Here is a 17,250-nt window from a genome sequence, read left to right as displayed (position 1 = left end):
GGGAGCAATGAACAAAGATTTGACCGTCTTGATTGCAGAAGATGAATTTTTAGTCAGAATTGGAATGAAAGTATCCATTTCAAACAGCTGCCTGCCATTCACCATTGTAGCGGATGCTTCTGATGGCGATTCTGCGCTGGATTTATATCTGGAGCATCGGCCTGATATCGTATTTACGGATATTCGAATGCCAAGAATGGATGGAATCGAGCTCATACGAAAAATCCGGGAACAGGATGACGAATGTGAAATCGTGGTCATTTCATGCCTCGAAGACTTTGAAACGCTTAAAAATGCAGCAAAATACAACATTTTTTCCTACCTGCTAAAGGCGACAATGACAGACAGCGAAATGAAAAGCACATTGTCAAAGCTTCAGCAGAAGTATCTTGGTTCCGGAAAGAAGCTTGAGAAGGGAGATACAAATTCACCGAACAATTTTGAGAGCTTGCTGCAAAAGTATGCCATAGGCAAGGAAATCGATTTTAAATCATTTATGACTTTGAAAAGCAAATTGGGGAACACAGAGGACTATGCCATATTGCTTGAAGTCATTCTTCCTGTAGAGGGTAAGTTGGAAAGACTGATCCCGACCATCATGGAAATGTTTAAGGAACGATTGGACGGAATTGTCTGCTGTAGAACGGAAAGCAGGTTAATCTGCTTATACAAAAAAAGCAGCTCGCTGCATGAGGACATAAAGAGTGTTTGGAAATTGATTGAGAAGACATGTTCCACCAGATTTGGCATCATGGTTAAAACGTTTGATGACCTGTCAGAACTTCCTGAACTGATTGATTTATTTGGGCAGACCATTCACAGACAGCCGGAACTATTCGAATGCATCTATTTTGACGATCTCAAATATGAGCATTCTAGAAGAAATCAAATTTTCAGAAGCGAAATCAAATCGATCATCAACTATCTTGAAAACAATTCAAGCCAAGATATAACCCTGAATGCAGCTGCTGCGATGGTAGGGCTAAGCACGAATTATTTTTCCAATCTCTTCTCGCAAGAAACAGGAATCAGCTTCATTATGTACTTAAATCATCTCAGGCTTGAACGCGCGAAATCGAAATTAGAGTCGACCGATTTGCCGATCAGCGAGATTGCAGCTATTTGCGGATTTAATGATGAAGCTTATTTCAGCAGAATGTTTAGAGATAAAATCGGCGTAAGTCCCAGCAAGTGGAGAAAAATGCTGTTTAGAACTGAGAAAAAGGGTTGAGCATGAAGCTATCGTTATTATTCGGCCAAATCAAATATAGAATGCTCCTTATCACTCTGATTGTGATTACCATGTCTCTGACCATTGGGTTTACGATCATCATTCAATTTGTAACCGATATCATGCTGAAGGAAAACGAAAAATCAACGGTTGAAGGCTTTTCAAAGGTAGAAACAAGCATAGAACTGCTTTTGAGCAATACGTTGGCCTTTTCTCTGTCGGTGCAGAACATGGAATCCGTTCAGGAGTTTATCCACAATAATGAACTAGGGGAAATAGAAAAAGTACAGGGAAAAAAAGAACTGATCATCCAATTGGATAAAATGCTTGCTTCTTATGATTTTATGAAGGCTGCTATCATTTTTAAGCACGACGGGGCGATAGGCGGATCGTCCTATCATCGGACATTCTTTTCAAACAATCGTTATCACCCTTTTTATTCAACCAAAGAATATACTGAAGCCATTCATAATCCAGGGAAAATCGTGTGGGCTACACAGTTTCCGAAAGTATATTTCTCACAGAGCGCCGCCAAAGGGGCTCTTCAGTCTTCCGATATATTCATTGCCGGAATTAGATCAATCGAAAAGAAACGGAATTCCAAAAATTTCGGAGACGTCCTGCTCGTGTCGCTTAAAGAAAGCGTCCTGCGCCAATATTACGGTCAGCTAAGCGAAGAACACAGCGAAATCGTTATGTTGGACGAACAGGGCAGACTATTCTCAGGCACGAACCTTGACAGGTTCGGCGAAGTCCCCTACTATTTTGACGATATCGACAAAAGTACCCAATTAGGAAGCTTCGAGGTATCTTCAAATCATGAAAGAAATCAGGTTGTCTATTATCGCTTGAAAACAACAGGGTGGTGGATTATAAAAACCATGCCTGTATCGTTTTATCAACAAAACGTCTCTATCATCAAGCCAATCATGATTCTGGTCGCAATCGGTGTGGCGATTTTAATCGTAGTGCTTTACTCGATAGGGCTTATGATTGTTACGAAGCCGCTAAACGCTCTTCTAAAGGTCATTCGAAAAGTCGGTAAAGGGGATTTGATGCAGAAAACAAACCGCAATACCGGCGTTTATGAGATTGATGTCATAGGTTCTGCATTTAACGATATGCTGGACAACATTCATTCTCTTATGGAGAATAGCAAAATGATGGAAAGAGAAAAGCATAAGCTGGAGTTGGTCGCCCTTCAAAATCAGATCAAGCCGCACTTCTTTTATAATACGATCGTGTCGATTAGATGGATGGCAACGCTCTCCGGCGCAGACAACGTAGCGGATGCGCTTATCGTGCTGATTAAACTGTTGCGGCCTGTATTCAGCTCGCAGCAGTTTCTCTGGACAGTCAAAGAAGAGCTGCAATTCATTGAAAATTATCTCCATCTAATGGAGTTGAGGTTCGGCAATCAGGTTGAGCATGTTGTCGAGTATGGGGACGCCGGTCATATCGAGCAAGTTCAGAGCAACAGGATACCCAGGTTTTCACTCCAGCCGATCATTGAAAATTGTTTTGAACACGCTTTCATTCAAAATCAACAGCTGTTTATTCGAATAGCTCTTATTACGGACGGAGACATTTTAACTATTGCCGTTTCCGATGACGGAGCAGGAATGGATCCTTTATTGGCAGATGACTATAATAGTAAATTTTCAAGGGAGATTATGGCCAGTGACGAGGAAGGCCTCAGTGAAACGCATATAGGGCTGATCAATGTCAATAAAAGGGTTAAGCTTGCGGCTGGAAACGAATCCGGACTGGCGATCGAATCGACGGAAGGCCGCGGTACGAGAGTGATCGTTAAAATCAATCATAAAAAAGTCCAAGAATCTGTAGATCATACAAAAAGTCGGTAAAAACGGTTATAGTTCCCCTATAGCCGTTTTTGTTATTGTTAAAGAGAAGTAAGCGCTTTACATACAACCTTAACAAAGGGGGAGATTTAATATGAAGGCAAAGAAATTCATCAATTCTATGGTCATTATATCCATGGTTGGAATGCTTATGGCCGCTTGCACGAATTCCCCGAATCCAAACTCAAATTCAAATCAGCCAAGCGGAGAAAATTCCGAAACGGTCACGCTCACCTTCGGCGCGCTCGGCGGGAGCAATCTCATGGACGAGAAATGGTGGCCGGATGATATGACGGTCGAAATTGAAAAAAAACTGAACATCAAGCTCGAATGGGAAATCTATGATATGGATAAGCTGAACCTTGCGCTGGCTGGCAACGATCTTCCCGATATGATGGCCATTCCTGTAAGTTATGTTCAACAGGTTCTTGATTCAAAGCTTGCGGTGCCGCTGGACGACTACCTTGACGAGTACGGTACAAACATCGATTCCTACACGACTAGAAACGACATCGTCCGCAAGTTCTTAAGCAATGAAGACGGGAAGCTATACTTCCGTACGCCCAACACCAGTTTGGAAGGCGGGGATATCGGTTCGGAAGGCTGGGCAGGCTACGTCGTTCGTTGGGATCTGTTCAAGCAGCTCGGCGCGCCCAAGATTGCAAACGATGACGATTACATCCATGTACTGAAGCAGATGAGGGATTTGCAACCCGAAACCGAGACTGGTCAAAAGGTTTACGGCATGGGGATCCCGGGTGCGGACGGGCTGTGGCAATGGAACATTGGCAAATTTGCAACCATGGGTTACGTGAACAACACAACTTGGGGTTACGCATCGAGCGTCAAGGACAACTCTCTGATCCAAAACTACCTCGATGTGGATAAGTCTCCGTTCTGGGCGGCGATGAAGCTGTTTAACCGGCTCAACCGCGAAGGACTCTTCGATCCGGACAGCTTCACCATGAAGTCCGAGGAAATGAATGAAAAAGCCGCAAGAGGCCAGTATGTTGGCGCCAAGATTACCTGGGACGTAGGCAAATACAATGAAGCGATGAAGCAAGCGGATCCGAATACCATAAAAGGTTTTATGGCGATTCCTGCGGAAGGCCAATATTCATGGTATGGCGAACGTCCAATCGCCGGCTGGGGCGATAAGGAAATGTTCATTACTTCCACATCGAAGAATATTGAAAAAGCGGTACAATTATTTGATTTCCTCGACAGCCCGGAAGGCAACCGTCTTCACTACTCGGGAGTCGAAGGCAAGCACTGGGAGTATAAGGACGGCGTACCGACGATTATGCAAAGTACGATCGACTTGCGCAATTCAGGAAATAGCGACGAATGGTCCAAGACCGGGATCGGAAGCATGCACAATATCATAGGCGCGGGAGGGAAATCCAAGCACCCGGATGGTTACGCCTATGATCTGTTTCAAACCAAGGAAGCGCTCTTAGCTACTCTGTCGCCTCTGCAAAAGGACTTTGCCAAGCACTACAATGTAGAATATCCCGGACAGCTTCAGATGAACATGGTTGCCGAAGGCAAACATTTCGACCAGAGCAGCTCGCTTGCAGCCACCATTAATATTGGAATCGGAGGCGCGCCGTCCGACATTTCGCGGATTGACGCCAAGATGGACGAAATCGCGACAAAGGCCATCCCGACGCTCGTTATGGCCAAGAATGACGAGGAGTTCAACGCAGCTCGCGACAAATTTATCAAAGATATCAATGCCGCCGGAGCGGATAAGGCCTGGCAGTGGTGGCAGCAGCAATGGAACGCTTCAAGGGAGTATGTCATGTCTGTAGATAAAAAATAATGATCGGCAAGAAAAGCCGAATAGTGAGAAAGCCGCCAAATTTTGCGGCTTTCTCACCTTGTTCCTACAACAGAAAGCTGGTGAACTATGAATTACAGGAATAATGCTCGATATGGCTTGCTGTATATGGCGATTCCATTGATGGCATTGGTGTTTCTGTTTAGCTACATGCCATTGTTCGGATGGATTTATGCTTTCTTCGACTATAAGGCGGGCATTCCGCTTTTTGAGAACGAGTTTGTAGGCTTCAAGTTTTTTGAGTTGATCTTCACGGACAAAGCGGACATGATCCGCGTCATGAAGAACACGTTGATTTTTGCATTTATCGGTCTTGCGCTCTCGCCTCTGCCGATGATTTTTGCCATAATGATGAACGAAATCAGGTTCAAACGGTTTAAAATGTTCGTTCAAACCGCAACGACGCTGCCTAACTTCGTAAGCTGGATTATCGTGTTTTCGCTTACGTTTATGATATTTTCCACAGAAGGTTTACTGAATCAGATATTGTTTTCTCTCGGATTGGTGTCAAACCCGACCAATATTCTAACCAACGGCGAAGCCGTCTATTGGTTTCAGACCGTTCTCGGGATTTGGAAAGGGCTTGGCTGGAGCGCGATCGTTTATGTCGCCAGCATCAGTTCAATCGATCAGGAAATGTATGAAGCGGCCGTCATTGACGGTGCGGGCAGATTCAAGTCGGCGCTGCACATCACGCTTCCGGGCCTGATGCCCACCTATATCGTTTTGCTTATTCTCGGCATCGGAAACTTCTTGAACGTTGGCTTGGAGCAATATTTGGTCTACAAGAATGCTTTGACCGCCGACAACATTGAGGTGCTTGATCTATACGTCTACCGGCTCGGCATTAGCAACCATGACTATTCCTATGGCGTTGCGGTAGGAATACTGAAGTCGGTTGTCAGCATCATCCTTCTTGTGATTGCGAATATCATTACCAAGAAGGTCAGAGGCTCAAGTATTTTCTGATCGGGGTGTGGGGAATGAAAATATACGGTCGTACATTAGGCGGAACGGTGTTTGATATCGTCAACTATGCATTTTTTGCATTGCTAATTATTCTTTGCTTGTACCCGTTCTGGTATATGCTTGTTTATTCCATAAGCGAGCCTTCGCTTGCGGCAAAAGGAATTACGCTGTTTCCGAGAGGGTTCACGCTCTTCAACTACAAAAAAGTGATGGAGCTGGAGGGCATATACAATGCGTTCTTTATCTCCGTGATGCGAACCGTAACGGGTACGGCTTTGAGCGTATTTCTGAATGCGCTGCTTGGCTATTTGTTCTCGAGAACGGAAATGCCCGGAAGGAAATTTTTATATCGTATGCTCCTGGTGACCATGTATGTAAGCGGCGGTTTGATTCCTTACTACCTGGTGATCAAAAATTATGGGCTTTTGAACAATTTTTTCGTTTATATCATTCCGGGCGCGATCGCAGCCTTCAATGTCATTCTGATCAAAACCTTTATCGAGTCGCTGCCAGACTCGCTTCAGGAATCGGCCATGCTCGATGGAGCGGGTTATTTTACGATATTTTCTAAAATCATCATGCCGCTGTGCCTTCCGATTATCGCAACGATCGCCGTATTTTCCGCCGTAGGCAACTGGAACTCCTGGTTTGACAATTACATCTTCGTCAGCTCGGATAATCTGAGAACGTTGCAGCTTACGCTTTACGAATACCTTAACGAGGCACAGACGCTTGCGAGGCTTCTCCAGGAGAGCGGCAATATCGAGGATTATAAGAGAACGATGGAGAAAAGTCTGACGCCGCGCGGCGTGCAAATTACGGTAACCATGATCACGACCATTCCGATACTGCTGGTATACCCGTATATGCAGCGTTTCTTCATCAAAGGCATCATGGTAGGAGCCATTAAAGGATAGCTTGCCGGAAAATTTATAAATTGGAGGAGATGTCATGAGCAACACTTTGCCGACGAAAGAACAACTTTTGCCAACCAGACAACAACTGGAGTTTTTGAGCTGGGAAATCGGAGTCTTTTTCCACTTTGGCATCCGTACATTCTATGAAGGGCACCGGGACTGGGACGGCAAGCCCATGCCCCTTGAGGGCTTTAATCCGGTACAGCTGGACTGTGAAAGCTGGATTCGAACCGTAAAGGCTGCCGGCGGGAAATATGCGATTTTGGTTTGCAAGCATCATGACGGATTTGCGAACTGGCCGTCGAAATATACGGAGTACGGCGTCCACAATACCCCTTGGAAGGGCGGCAAGGGAGACGTTGTACAGGAATTCGTCGAGGCCTGCCGCAAACATGATATCAAAGTCGGTCTCTATTACTCGCCTGCCGAAATGGGTTATACGGAACGTTCACCGAAAGAGCATGACGACTATTTTATTAACCAGATCGGCGAGTTGCTGACCGGTTACGGCAAAATCGATTATCTCTGGTTCGACGGCTGCGGTTCGGAAGGGCATGACTATGATGAACCGAGAATTATTCAGGCGATCCGTATGATGCAGCCGGAAATTCTTATCTTCAACATGTGGGATCCGGATGTACGCTGGGTAGGCAACGAGGGAGGCATCGCGCACTTCAACAATTCGAACCTGGTATCCGAACTGGACTTCTCCGTGATGACGGATGAGGCGAGCAGTCTTTCCGAACAAAAATTTCTGCCGGCCGAATGCGACTTTATGATGCGCGATCAATGGTTTTACAGTGAATATGACACCGACCATGTGAAAAGCGTCGAGGAACTGATGGGTATTTATTATTACTCCGTCGGCAGAGGCGCCAATTTCCTGATCAATATCGGTCCGGACAGGAGAGGCCTGCTTCCGGAGGTGGATGCGTCAAGGTTGATCGAATTCGGTAACGAGGTAAGAAGAAAATTCGCAAATCCCATTGACAGTACCGTTGAGAAAACGGAGAACGGATTCAGCATCAAGCTGGACAAGGGAAGGCTGATTAACCATGTCATTCTCAGAGAGGACCTGACATTGGGCGAGCATGTCGAGGAATTCGAGATTGCGGTTAAAGCGCCGGTTCTACATCAAAGCGCTGTCGTACATATCGGCAGAACGATTGGACACAAGAGAATTATACCGGTTCCTCCCATTGAAGCTGTTCAAGTTATTATCCGCGTCACAAAATCTTCTGGACCAATCGAGCTATTGTCGCCCGAGATATACTACTGCTAGATGATGAAGTTCATTTATTCATGTGCTGCTCCGATTCTTTAGTCGGTTGGCCGTCAATGATAATGATCATGCTCGTATGTCAATTATTGCCGTATAAGATTAGGTCATTTGCCTCAAGCTGTAAAAGAGGTGAATGAAATATGAATGCGCTCATCATCCTTATCGGCGCCGGGCTTGCGATTGCAGCCGCGATTGTCGGATGGATCAGCTACCGGAGCAATACGGGAAGGAAGCTGTTCGGCAGCCTCGCCGCAATCGCGATTTTCCTAGCCTCAACCGTCATCTCCGCGTCCGCCGTACGGACCATGATAGACAACACTGTGTATATGACGGAGATCCACTCCGTGCTGGAGTCGCCGACTTTTATCATCAGCACCGGGTACTTGATGGTGTACGGGCTGGCTAGAGCGGCTGCGGGAATTGGACGCGGGGCTGAGCGGACATAAAGGAAGCGCGACAGGGACTCCGAAGGAAAGTTGCTAAAGGAGCCATCTCTCAGGTCACAGTCTGACCTTTGAGATGGCTCCTTTATTTTGTGGATAGATTGTGCACAAGTTTGTGGATAACACTGTCAATGCTGCAGCCCCGCGCCGTCCGCGGGCAGCTTCGGCTTGCGGCGGAAGAGGCGATCGAGCCATCTATGCAGCAGGGGCAGCGCGTACCGGTCAACCCCGAAGCGGCCGGCATTGGCTCCCGCCACGACGATCAGGAAGCCGAGCAGCGTCAGCCCAGGGTTCGTGCTTACGGTGCCGGCGAACATGAACATAAAGTTCATCAGCAGGCCGAAGAACGCGGCGGTTACCGTCAAGGTGCCGAGGATGAGGCCGAGCCCGACCAGAAATTCGCCCCAAGGGATAAGCAGGTTAATCAGCTTCACGTTCGGCAGCGCGAACGCTTCGAGGAACGCATTGAACGTCGGGTAAACGGCTTCCCCGGTCGCTTTGTCGAGGACCGGATTCGCGAGCGCCCCCTTAAGAAAGCCCGTCGCGTCGAACGGCGCGTCGCCCGTCAGCTTGTGCCATCCCGCAGTCAGCCATTGGCAGCCGAGGAAGAAGCGGAGCAGTGTCAGCAAGCCGGCGGCCCATCCATTTTCTCTCCAAAATTTCATCATGATCGTTCACTCCCGTATGATGGTTTAAGCTTCGTTTCGATTTCGATCCAGTTTCGTTGACCGGCTAAGGGAAGATAAGCGCTCCGCCGATTGGCGGGATGGGGAGGATTTCCGTTCCATCGGATTCACCTTCTTTGTTTTCTTGATGGCTTAAGTATACAACCGGCTGCCTCCGAAGTTTGTGATTAAAATCACAAACTAGAAAAGATTTATTTTCCGACGAAGGCGTCCAATCGTTCTCGCTTCCGGGAGCTATTGACACGAAAGTGTACTGTGTGCATAATACAGTTATGGTGTATGAACCACATAGTACACACACTTGGCGACGAATGAGAGGTAGCGCGATGAACACGGGCGACGAGTGGAAGGAAGTTCCGTTCAATAGCCGGGACCCGGTCTATTTGCAGGTGGTCCGGCATTTTAAAGAGCGAATCGCGACGGGACGTCTATCGGCGGGGCAGGTCGTTCCCTCGAGGAGGGAGCTGGGCGCCCTGATGAAGATCAATCCGAACACGGTGCAGAAAGCTTATAAGGAAATGGAGGAGCAGCGGTTGATTATGACGGAAGGAAACTCGCCCAGCAAGGTGACGAGCGACGCGGAGGTGCTGAGCCGAATCAGGGCGGAACTGCTCGGCGAGGCGGTGCAGGCGTTCGTGGCGTCCGTGCGCAAAATCGACGTTCCGATCGACGAGCTGCTGCAGCTGGTCAAACGGAAATACGAGGAGGCGCCGGAGCATGATTGAGGTGACGGACATCCGCAAGCGGTACCGCCGCCGCGACGTGCTAAGCGGCGTGACCTTCGCCGCCGATAAGGGGCAAATCACCTGCCTCATCGGCTTAAACGGCGCGGGCAAGTCGACGATACTGAAGGCGATCATGGGGCTGACGCCGATCGCGGGCGGCTCGATCCGCATTGACGGACAAGCGCCGGGCCCTAAGCTGTACGAGAAGGTCGCCTTCGTCCCCGACCGCCTGACGATGCCGTCCGGCATGAAGCTGATCGAGGCGCACCGCTTCATGGCGGATTTCTACGCCGGCTGGAACGGCGAGCGCGCGGGCGAGCTGATGCGGTTCTTCGGCTTGTCGTATTCGGACCGGATCGGCAGCCTGTCGAAGGGAACCGCGGCGAAGTTCAATCTGCTGCTCGGCCTTAGCCAGGATTCGGATTATATTCTGATGGACGAACCGTTCGCGGGCATCGACCTGTTCAGCCGAGAAGCGATTACGGAAGTGTTCACGAGCGAGCTGATCGAAGGGCGGGGCGTGCTGTTCACGACGCATGAGATCGGGGAAATGGAGCATCTGATCGATCGGGCCGTGCTGCTGCAAGGCGGGAAGGTCGAGCGGGCGTTCGACTGCGACGAGATGCGCGGCGCCGAAGGCAAGTCGGTCATCGACGTTATGAGGGAGGTGTACCGGGCATGAGTTATTTGAAGCTGGTGCACATGGAGGTGCACCGTTTCCGCTGGGTAATTGCCGCGCTGATGGGCATTACGGCGATTTTCCAATTCGGGGGGTTAATCGCGACGCTCGCGTCTGAGCTGTCCAGACGGGAATATCGGCTGCCGCAAGATATAGGGAACAGCTCCATCCCGGCCCCCGCGCCGGATCTGCTGACGTTCGAGTGGGCGATGTTCAATACGCAGCTCTGGTTCATTTTGCCGATGCTGCTCAGCATGGCGGTGCTCGGGTTGTATGTATTTATCATTTGGTACCGCGACTGGATCGGGCGCAGCACGTTCATCTACCGGCTGCTCATGCTGCCGTCGGCGCGGCGCAATCTTTATTTTGCCAAGTTAACCGCGTTTCTTCTGTTCGTCTTCGGGATGGTCTCGTTCCAGCTGGCGCTGCTGCCGATCGAGCATCTCGTCTTCAAGCTCGTCGTTCCCGCGGATCTGAGGGCGGATTCCCATATCGTGGACGTCATCGGCATCAATCAGGCGCTGGCGGAGCTGATTCCGCGGAAGTTCGAGCAGTTCCTGTACAGCTACGGACTCGGAACGATCGTGGTGCTGGCGATCTTCACCGCGATACTGCTGGAGCGGAGCTACCGCGGCATCGGGATCTTGTACGGCTTGCTGTACCTGGGCGCATGCGCGCTCGCGGTCGCGTTCCCGATTATTTTTCTTGGCGTGGAAGTGCCGTACACCTATTTCTACCCGGCAGAGGTGTATGCGATCGAGCTCGCCATGTGCGCGCTTGTCGGCGGGGTGTCGGTATGGCTTGGAACGAGGCTCCTGGCCAGGAAGATTACGGTGTAGGCCAATGCCGCCGAGCGGGCGCAGGGTTATAACGATTTGGAGGGAAAGGTTATGAGGCGTTACGGGATATCCATTCTTATAGCCGTGCTCGCGATAAGCGGGATCGGCGGTTATTATGCGTTCGGCAGCCGCAATCATCTGCCCGAATATAGGCTTGAAACGGTGCAAGGGGATCCCGCGGAAGGCGAAGTCATTCGTCTCATGGGCTCTCAATACGGCGATATGCGCTCGCAACCCTTGAGCGTGACCAGCAGCGGGAGCGAATACGGAGGACAAAAGAATAGAACCTACCGCAGCGAGATGCTGGGATTGGGGTCATGGTTCTATCACGATCCGGATATGCGGCAGCTGATCGACGATCACAAATCGTTCATGCGCGGCAAAGGGAACGAGCGCGGCTTCTACCGCGATGACGAGCTGGTCATTTACGCCGAATCGGATACGAAAAATTTGGGAGAAAGCGACCAATCGTCCGTCGTCAGGCTATCGATTCTTCGCGAAAATACGGGCAAGGCGACGAAATTCGAGCGGACGGTTAAGGAACCGCCCGACGACAGTCAGCTGTCCGTGCATGACGTGCAGCGCGTAGGAGACGAGGTGCATGTCCTGTTCTCGAATTATAAGGGCATGGGCGTCTCGATGGAATATGTGGTCTGCATATTTGACATCCATACGGGAGAGATGCTGCGGGAGTCGATATTGGGAGGCTGGCCCATGAACGAGGAGAACAAGGATGTTCATCTCGAGCTCGTCGCTTCCGATCGCGTTGCCGCGCCGAACGATACGGTGTTCATCGTCGCGAAAGAATATCGAATCGATCGAACGGGCGAGAACGCCGGGGTAGTGGGCGATAAGCTTAGCGAGAAGCATTATGCCTACTCGTATCGCACAGGCGAATACGCCGAGTTGCCGGAGCCGCTCTGGCAGACGGCCGGCGAAGCCCAAAGAGCGCATAGCGTGCAGCAGGAGTATTTGTACGACGCGGAATATGGCCCGCAGCGCGTCGTATTGTCGAGAGTCGACCTGCAGACGAAGGAGCGGGAGAACGCTTATGCGACGGTAACCGCCGGACAGCTGGGCGCGGATATCAATATCGTCCAAATTCACGGCGGCCGCGTTTACTTGACGACCGTCGATCCGATTGGCATTCCGGGAGCGGCCGTCCTGGATCTGGCGACCGGCGAGCTGCTGTACAAGGGCAGGATCGTCGAGACCGGGGAGCGCAAGCAGACGGAACAGGAGATGATCGAAAATCTCCATCTGCTCAATTTATCGATTGCCGCTCGGTCCGAGGGCTGATCATGCGCGATACGACGATAACCGCCGTTAGCCCCGAGAAGGTTGAAATGCTGAGACGGCTGGAGCCGTACGCCTATCAAGTTGCCTACTTCATGCTGCAAGACGGCCGGCTCGCGGAGGAGGCGGCCAAGGCGGCGCTGCTCGAGATCGGCAGCTTAGGCGGGCTCGCGGACGAGCCGGCGGAAGCGCTGCGCGGCCGGACGAAGAAAGCCGCGATCAAGGTTTCGCTTGCGGCAGCCGCCGCGGCGCTTTCGCGGGAAGCGTGAAGGCGAACGTCACGCCTCCCCGTTCGTTGCGGGCATCGTACCGGCTGCCGTGCAGCTCGAGGATTTGCTTCACGATCGCAAGCCCGATGCCGGTGCCGCCGCTCTCGCGGGCGCGCGATTTGTCGACGCGGTAGAACTGGCTCCAGATCCGCGGGAGCTCCTTCTCCGGAATCGGATCCCCCTCGTTATGGACGGCAATCCGCCATTCCCCGCCGTCCCGTACGGCCGCTACCGTCACCTTTCCACCGGGCGGCGCATGCCGCACCGCGTTCGTGACCAGATTGGTCAGCACCTGGCCGATCCGGAACCGGTCCGCGTCCACCTCGACCTTGCCATCCGCTTCCGCGGGCAGCACCGTCAATACCCGGACGCCGCCCGCCGCCCCGAGCGTCTCCGCGCGTTCGGCCGATTCCCGGATCAGCTCCGCCGCATCGAACGGCTCCCGGACCAGCCGGTACTGGCCGGATTCGAGCTGGGACAAATCCAGCATGTCGGCGACGATCGCGGACATGTTGCGCGTCTCGTCCAGAATGACCTCCGCGTACCTCGCCCGTTTGGCGCCGTCCCCGATATTATCCTGCAAGCCCTCCGCATAACCTCCGATCAGGCTGAGCGGCGTTTTGAGCTCATGCGACACCCCGGCCACGAAGTCCCGGCGCATCCGCTCCAGCGCCTTCTCCCGCTCGATATCCTCCCTCAGCTTCTCGTTCGCTTCGTGCAGCTCGGCCAGCGCCGTCTGCAGGTTGTCCGCCAGGAAGTCGAACGTCCTGGCCAGCTCGCCGATCTCGTCCTTGCGCCGCCAGCGGATGCGAGAGGAGAAGTCCAGCGTCGCCAGCCTGCCGGCCAGCTCGTTGAGCGAACGGAGAGGGCGGGTCAGAATGCCGGCGTACAGAAAGACGAGCACGGGCATAAGCGCGAACGCGATGCCGAACGCATACCATGAGAAGTCGCGTATGGCGCTCGCGGCCCCGATGACCGGCTGCAGCGACGAGACGGCGAAGATGACGGTTCCGCCGCCTTGCCCGTCGGTCTCGACCGGAGCGACGGCGATCAGCTGATCCGATCCGTATGCGGACAATCCTTCTCCCTCCGAACGGTACACCAGCGTCTCCCGCTCCATCATCACCCGGGCGAAAGCCTGTTCGTCCCTGTGCCATTCCTGCAGGGCTTGCGTAAGTCTGAAATGTTGTTCCTCGGGACCTGGAGCCGGCAGCTGAAACAGGGGATTAGGCGGCCAACCGCCCGAAGCTTCGTTTTCTGAAATATCGACGTCCTTCTGCCTGTCCCGTTGAACAAGAATTTTTCCCTCGCTCAAGGTCACCAGCGAGGTTAGCGCATAATAGTCGTCTTCGAATCGAAAAAAATAAGGAGGGAATCCGCGTCTGTTAACGGACTGGCTTCCTTCCGCCGCGTACCGGTCCCGGATCGCGCTCATCTGCACCGTGATATCCTTGATCTGCCGCCGCTCGTAGAACGAGCCGAAGCTGCCGGCCAGCACGGCGAGCAGCGTCCCGAGCAGCAGCATGATGACCAGAAAGGTGACGGCGAACAGCCTGAACGCGACGGAGGATAGCCATTTGGTCACGGCGCCACCTTCATCCGGTACCCGTTGCCCCGCAGCGTAACGATCAGGTCCGCCCGATCCCCGAGCTTCTGCCTCAGCCGCTTCACGTAAGTGTCGACCGTCCGGACATACCCCTCGTAGTCGTATCCCCATACGGCGTCCAGCAGCATATCGCGGCTGAGGACGCGGTTGCGGTTGCGCGCGAAATGGAGCAGCAGATCGAATTCCTTGGGCGACAGCTCGAGGGGCTTGCCGTTCAGCGCCGCTTCTCTCGCCGTCATATCGAGCGACAGCCCGTCCATTTCCATCCGTTCCGCTTCGGCTGCGGGAGGAAGGGCCAGCTTCGCCGTCTCCGCCCGTTTCAGCAGCGCTTTTATTTTCGCCACGAGCACTTTCGGGCTGAAGGGCTTCGTCACGTAATCGTCGGCGCCCAGATCGTACCCGAGCAGCTTGTCGTCCTCCTCGGACTTGGCCGTCAGGAACACGATCGGCACGTCCGACTCTTTCCGGATCGCTTCGCAGACGTCGTAGCCGTCCAGCCCCGGCATCAAAATATCGAGAATGACGAGATTCGGCGCATGCTGCCGGAACGCGTCCAAGGCGAGGTCCCCCCGCGCGCACTCGCGCCAATCGAACCCTTCCTCCTCCAAATAATCGGCGACCAGCTCGCGGAGGCGCCGTTCGTCCTCGACGATGAGCACTTTCGGTTTCATACGGACCCGTCCTTCCCCTTCGTTGCTTCCGAATCGATTTTTACAGCCTTATTGTAAGCGAGCTTGTACGCGTTTGTCACGGTTGGCGCTGTCACACGGCTGTCACACAAAGCGACTATGATGGGATCGTGCCAGCGGCCAAAGCGCGTACGAAGCGAGCCCTTGAAAGGAGGCGGTCATTTGAGACGGCATCGACAATACCGGCGGGACGCGCCATTCGTGCTGCTGTTCCTTGCGCCGAGCCTTGCCGGGTTTCTTCTGTTTTTCATTATTCCGTTCGGGGCGGTCGCCTATTATTCGATAATAGACAATCCCGTGAACGGCAACCTCGTCGGCTTCGACAACTACCGGGCGTTATGGGCGAGCGGCTCCTTCCGCAAAGCCTTCGTGAACTCCCTGATGTTCGCCGGCGTCAGCGTGCCGCTGCTCTTCGCGGTATCTCTGGGCCTTGCCATGCTGCTTAAGGGGGCGCTGCCCTTCCGCCAGACGTTCCGGTCGATGTTCCTGCTGCCGATGGTCGTGCCCGTCGCGTCTATCATTCTCGTGTGGCAGACGCTGCTGCAGTGGAACGGAGCGGTGAACGGCCTGTTCCTGAAATGGGGCGTCGAGCCCGTCGACTGGATGAATACCGGGTGGGCGCTCGCCGTCATGCTGCTCGTCTTTCTGTGGAAAAACGCCGGCTACAACCTGATCGTATTTCTCGCGGGCCTTGCCAACATTCCGGCGGAGCAGTACGAGTCGGCGTCGATCGACGGCGCGGGCGCGATCCGCAAGTTCCGGCATATTACGGTGCCGGGTCTCGCGCCGACGTCGTTCTTCGTCATCGTCATGAGCATCGTTTCGTCGTTCAAGGTGTTCCGCGAAACGTACCTGGTAGCAGGCCCCTACCCGTATGACACGATCTACACGCTGCAGCATTTTATGAACAACATGTTTCAGGCGCTGGACTATCCGAAGCTGACGGCGGCGGCCGTCCTGCTGGCGATCGTGATCGGGGCGACGGTGTACGTCCTGTTTGCGGCGGAACGACGGTCAAGGAGGGCGCTCGAACAATGACGATTGCAATGCGAAACGCGTTGACCGGCATCAAATTCGTCTTTCTCGGCCTGCTCGCGGCGGCGATGCTGTTCCCCGTCGTGCTGACGGCAACCAACTCGTTCATGTCAGAGGATGAGATCGGCCGCCATTACGAGGCGCTTGGCGGCGGCGATTCCGCAGAAGCCGGCAAGCATGCGGCCATCCGCCTCATTCCGGAGCAGGTCTCGCTGTCCCAATTCGGCGAAGTGCTGCTGAAGCGGCCGAAGTTTTTGCTGCATTTCTGGAACTCGGTCAAGCTGACGCTGCCGATCATACTCGGGCAGGCGGCCGTCGGCACGTTGGCCGGATTCGCGTTCGCGAAGCTGGCTTTTCCCGGAAGAGACAAGCTCTTCTTCGTCTACCTGCTGACGATGCTCATGCCGTTCCAGGTGACGCTCGTCCCGAACTATCTCGTCGCGGATAAGCTTGGCCTATTGAACCATTACGGCGCGATCGTGCTGCCCGGCATCTTCGCCTCGTTCGGCGTCTTCCTGATGCGGCAATTCATGTCGGGCATACCGGACGCCTATCTGGAGGCGGCGAAGATCGACGGCGCGGGCTATCTTAGGGCCTTCCTGCATATCGTGCTGCCGCTCGCGAGGCCGGGGGTGGCGGCGCTCATCCTACTGTCGTTCGTGGATAACTGGAACATGGTGGAGCAGCCGATTTTGTTTCTGGCCGAGACGGTCCGCCAGCCGCTGTCCGTCTACCTGGCGAATATCGCCGAAGGGGCGCGGGGGGTCGCGTTCGCGGCTTCCGTCCTCTACATGACGCCGGTGGTCTTTCTCTTCCTCTACGGCGAAGAGCATCTGGTGGAGGGCATTCAAATGTCGGGCATCAAAGGCTGACGCCGGG

Annotated in this window: 17 protein-coding genes; 14 read left to right on the top strand and 3 right to left on the bottom strand. The window is 53.0% G+C overall.

Annotated features, from left to right (window positions below):
* The first annotated feature begins 7 nt into the window (after positions 1-7).
* From IDH41_RS22535 to IDH41_RS22505, 7 genes are all read left to right on the top strand, one after another.
* On the top strand, positions 8-1,231 hold the full coding sequence (locus IDH41_RS22535; protein ID WP_190865106.1) for a response regulator transcription factor: 1,224 nt from the start codon (positions 8-10) through the stop codon (positions 1,229-1,231).
* A 2-nt stretch (positions 1,232-1,233) separates the two neighbouring features.
* Positions 1,234-3,096: a cache domain-containing sensor histidine kinase gene (locus tag IDH41_RS22530; protein ID WP_190865104.1), complete on the top strand. Its 1,863-nt coding sequence runs from the start codon at positions 1,234-1,236 to the stop codon at positions 3,094-3,096.
* 91 nt (positions 3,097-3,187) lie between these two features.
* On the top strand, positions 3,188-4,918 hold the full coding sequence (locus IDH41_RS22525; RefSeq protein ID WP_190865102.1) for a type 2 periplasmic-binding domain-containing protein: 1,731 nt from the start codon (positions 3,188-3,190) through the stop codon (positions 4,916-4,918).
* A gap of 141 nt (positions 4,919-5,059) precedes the next feature.
* Positions 5,060-5,905 carry an ABC transporter permease gene (locus IDH41_RS22520; protein WP_223829965.1) on the top strand — a complete coding sequence of 282 codons (846 nt, stop codon included), beginning with the start codon at positions 5,060-5,062 and terminating at the stop codon, positions 5,903-5,905.
* A 14-nt stretch (positions 5,906-5,919) separates the two neighbouring features.
* Positions 5,920-6,822: a carbohydrate ABC transporter permease gene (locus IDH41_RS22515; RefSeq protein WP_190865100.1), complete on the top strand. Its 903-nt coding sequence runs from the start codon at positions 5,920-5,922 to the stop codon at positions 6,820-6,822.
* A 34-nt stretch (positions 6,823-6,856) separates the two neighbouring features.
* Positions 6,857-8,104: an alpha-L-fucosidase gene (locus tag IDH41_RS22510; protein WP_190865098.1), complete on the top strand. Its 1,248-nt coding sequence runs from the start codon at positions 6,857-6,859 to the stop codon at positions 8,102-8,104.
* Between the two features lie 140 nt (positions 8,105-8,244).
* Positions 8,245-8,550, top strand: a complete 306-nt coding sequence (locus IDH41_RS22505; protein ID WP_190865097.1) for a hypothetical protein — start codon at positions 8,245-8,247, stop codon at positions 8,548-8,550.
* A gap of 125 nt (positions 8,551-8,675) precedes the next feature.
* Here the strand turns inward: IDH41_RS22505 and IDH41_RS22500 are convergent, their stop codons facing one another.
* Complete coding sequence (locus IDH41_RS22500) at positions 8,676-9,215, bottom strand: DoxX family membrane protein (protein WP_190865096.1); 540 nt, start codon at positions 9,213-9,215, stop codon at positions 8,676-8,678.
* A gap of 344 nt (positions 9,216-9,559) precedes the next feature.
* On the opposite strand from IDH41_RS22500, the gene IDH41_RS22495 reads away from it, so the two are divergent.
* Genes IDH41_RS22495 through IDH41_RS22475 form a run of 5 tightly spaced genes read left to right on the top strand, consistent with a single transcriptional unit; the run spans position 9,560 to position 13,041 of the window.
* The gene (locus tag IDH41_RS22495) at positions 9,560-9,958 is read left to right on the top strand and encodes a GntR family transcriptional regulator (RefSeq protein WP_190865095.1); all 399 of its coding nucleotides are present in this window, start codon (positions 9,560-9,562) and stop codon (positions 9,956-9,958) included.
* Positions 9,951-10,640: an ATP-binding cassette domain-containing protein gene (locus IDH41_RS22490; protein WP_190865094.1), complete on the top strand. Its 690-nt coding sequence runs from the start codon at positions 9,951-9,953 to the stop codon at positions 10,638-10,640. The genes IDH41_RS22495 and IDH41_RS22490 overlap by 8 nt, the downstream gene beginning before the upstream one ends.
* Positions 10,637-11,476, top strand: a complete 840-nt coding sequence (locus IDH41_RS22485; RefSeq protein WP_190865093.1) for a hypothetical protein — start codon at positions 10,637-10,639, stop codon at positions 11,474-11,476. The genes IDH41_RS22490 and IDH41_RS22485 overlap by 4 nt, the downstream gene beginning before the upstream one ends.
* Positions 11,477-11,527: 51 nt before the next feature.
* Positions 11,528-12,775: a hypothetical protein gene (locus tag IDH41_RS22480; protein ID WP_190865091.1), complete on the top strand. Its 1,248-nt coding sequence runs from the start codon at positions 11,528-11,530 to the stop codon at positions 12,773-12,775.
* A gap of 2 nt (positions 12,776-12,777) precedes the next feature.
* Positions 12,778-13,041, top strand: coding sequence for a hypothetical protein (locus IDH41_RS22475; protein WP_190865089.1), 264 nt, complete (start codon positions 12,778-12,780; stop codon positions 13,039-13,041).
* On the opposite strand, the gene IDH41_RS32015 is transcribed toward IDH41_RS22475, so the two are convergent.
* Together IDH41_RS32015 and IDH41_RS22465 are read right to left on the bottom strand one after the other, a co-directional pair.
* Positions 12,992-14,626 carry a sensor histidine kinase gene (locus IDH41_RS32015; protein ID WP_190865087.1) on the bottom strand — a complete coding sequence of 545 codons (1,635 nt, stop codon included), beginning with the start codon at positions 14,624-14,626 and terminating at the stop codon, positions 12,992-12,994. The genes IDH41_RS22475 and IDH41_RS32015 overlap by 50 nt on opposite strands.
* Positions 14,623-15,318, bottom strand: coding sequence for a response regulator transcription factor (locus tag IDH41_RS22465; protein ID WP_190865085.1), 696 nt, complete (start codon positions 15,316-15,318; stop codon positions 14,623-14,625). The genes IDH41_RS32015 and IDH41_RS22465 overlap by 4 nt, the downstream gene beginning before the upstream one ends.
* Positions 15,319-15,498: 180 nt before the next feature.
* On the opposite strand from IDH41_RS22465, the gene IDH41_RS22460 reads away from it, so the two are divergent.
* Positions 15,499-16,374, top strand: coding sequence for a carbohydrate ABC transporter permease (locus IDH41_RS22460; RefSeq protein WP_223829964.1), 876 nt, complete (start codon positions 15,499-15,501; stop codon positions 16,372-16,374).
* Positions 16,371-17,243 (top strand): carbohydrate ABC transporter permease, encoded by an 873-nt coding sequence (locus IDH41_RS22455; RefSeq protein ID WP_190865081.1) that lies wholly within the window; start codon positions 16,371-16,373, stop codon positions 17,241-17,243. Before IDH41_RS22460 ends, IDH41_RS22455 begins: the two co-directional genes overlap by 4 nt.
* Positions 17,244-17,250: the final 7 nt, after the last annotated feature.

It is taken from the genome of Paenibacillus arenilitoris, assembly GCF_014705655.1.
In the GTDB taxonomy this organism is placed as follows: Bacteria; Bacillota; Bacilli; order Paenibacillales; family Paenibacillaceae; genus Pristimantibacillus; species Pristimantibacillus arenilitoris.
The sequence above is the reverse complement of the archived record's forward strand: the minus strand, read 5'-3'. Positions and strand labels throughout refer to the sequence as shown.

Excerpts from the sequence above, each read along its gene's own strand:
- IDH41_RS22500 (WP_190865096.1), bottom strand. The coding sequence starts at position 9,215 with ATGATGAAATTTTGGAGAGAAAATGGATGGGCCGCCGGCTTGCTGACA.
- IDH41_RS22535 (WP_190865106.1), top strand. The coding sequence starts at position 8 with ATGAACAAAGATTTGACCGTCTTGATTGCAGAAGATGAATTTTTAGTC.
- IDH41_RS22495 (WP_190865095.1), top strand. The coding sequence starts at position 9,560 with ATGAACACGGGCGACGAGTGGAAGGAAGTTCCGTTCAATAGCCGGGAC.
- IDH41_RS22525 (WP_190865102.1), top strand. The coding sequence starts at position 3,188 with ATGAAGGCAAAGAAATTCATCAATTCTATGGTCATTATATCCATGGTT.
- IDH41_RS22490 (WP_190865094.1), top strand. The coding sequence starts at position 9,951 with ATGATTGAGGTGACGGACATCCGCAAGCGGTACCGCCGCCGCGACGTG.
- IDH41_RS22520 (WP_223829965.1), top strand. The coding sequence starts at position 5,060 with ATGGCATTGGTGTTTCTGTTTAGCTACATGCCATTGTTCGGATGGATT.
- IDH41_RS22515 (WP_190865100.1), top strand. The coding sequence starts at position 5,920 with ATGAAAATATACGGTCGTACATTAGGCGGAACGGTGTTTGATATCGTC.
- IDH41_RS22505 (WP_190865097.1), top strand. The coding sequence starts at position 8,245 with ATGAATGCGCTCATCATCCTTATCGGCGCCGGGCTTGCGATTGCAGCC.
- IDH41_RS22530 (WP_190865104.1), top strand. The coding sequence starts at position 1,234 with ATGAAGCTATCGTTATTATTCGGCCAAATCAAATATAGAATGCTCCTT.
- IDH41_RS22465 (WP_190865085.1), bottom strand. The coding sequence starts at position 15,318 with ATGAAACCGAAAGTGCTCATCGTCGAGGACGAACGGCGCCTCCGCGAG.
- IDH41_RS22475 (WP_190865089.1), top strand. The coding sequence starts at position 12,778 with ATGCGCGATACGACGATAACCGCCGTTAGCCCCGAGAAGGTTGAAATG.
- IDH41_RS22455 (WP_190865081.1), top strand. The coding sequence starts at position 16,371 with ATGACGATTGCAATGCGAAACGCGTTGACCGGCATCAAATTCGTCTTT.
- IDH41_RS22510 (WP_190865098.1), top strand. The coding sequence starts at position 6,857 with ATGAGCAACACTTTGCCGACGAAAGAACAACTTTTGCCAACCAGACAA.
- IDH41_RS22485 (WP_190865093.1), top strand. The coding sequence starts at position 10,637 with ATGAGTTATTTGAAGCTGGTGCACATGGAGGTGCACCGTTTCCGCTGG.
- IDH41_RS22480 (WP_190865091.1), top strand. The coding sequence starts at position 11,528 with ATGAGGCGTTACGGGATATCCATTCTTATAGCCGTGCTCGCGATAAGC.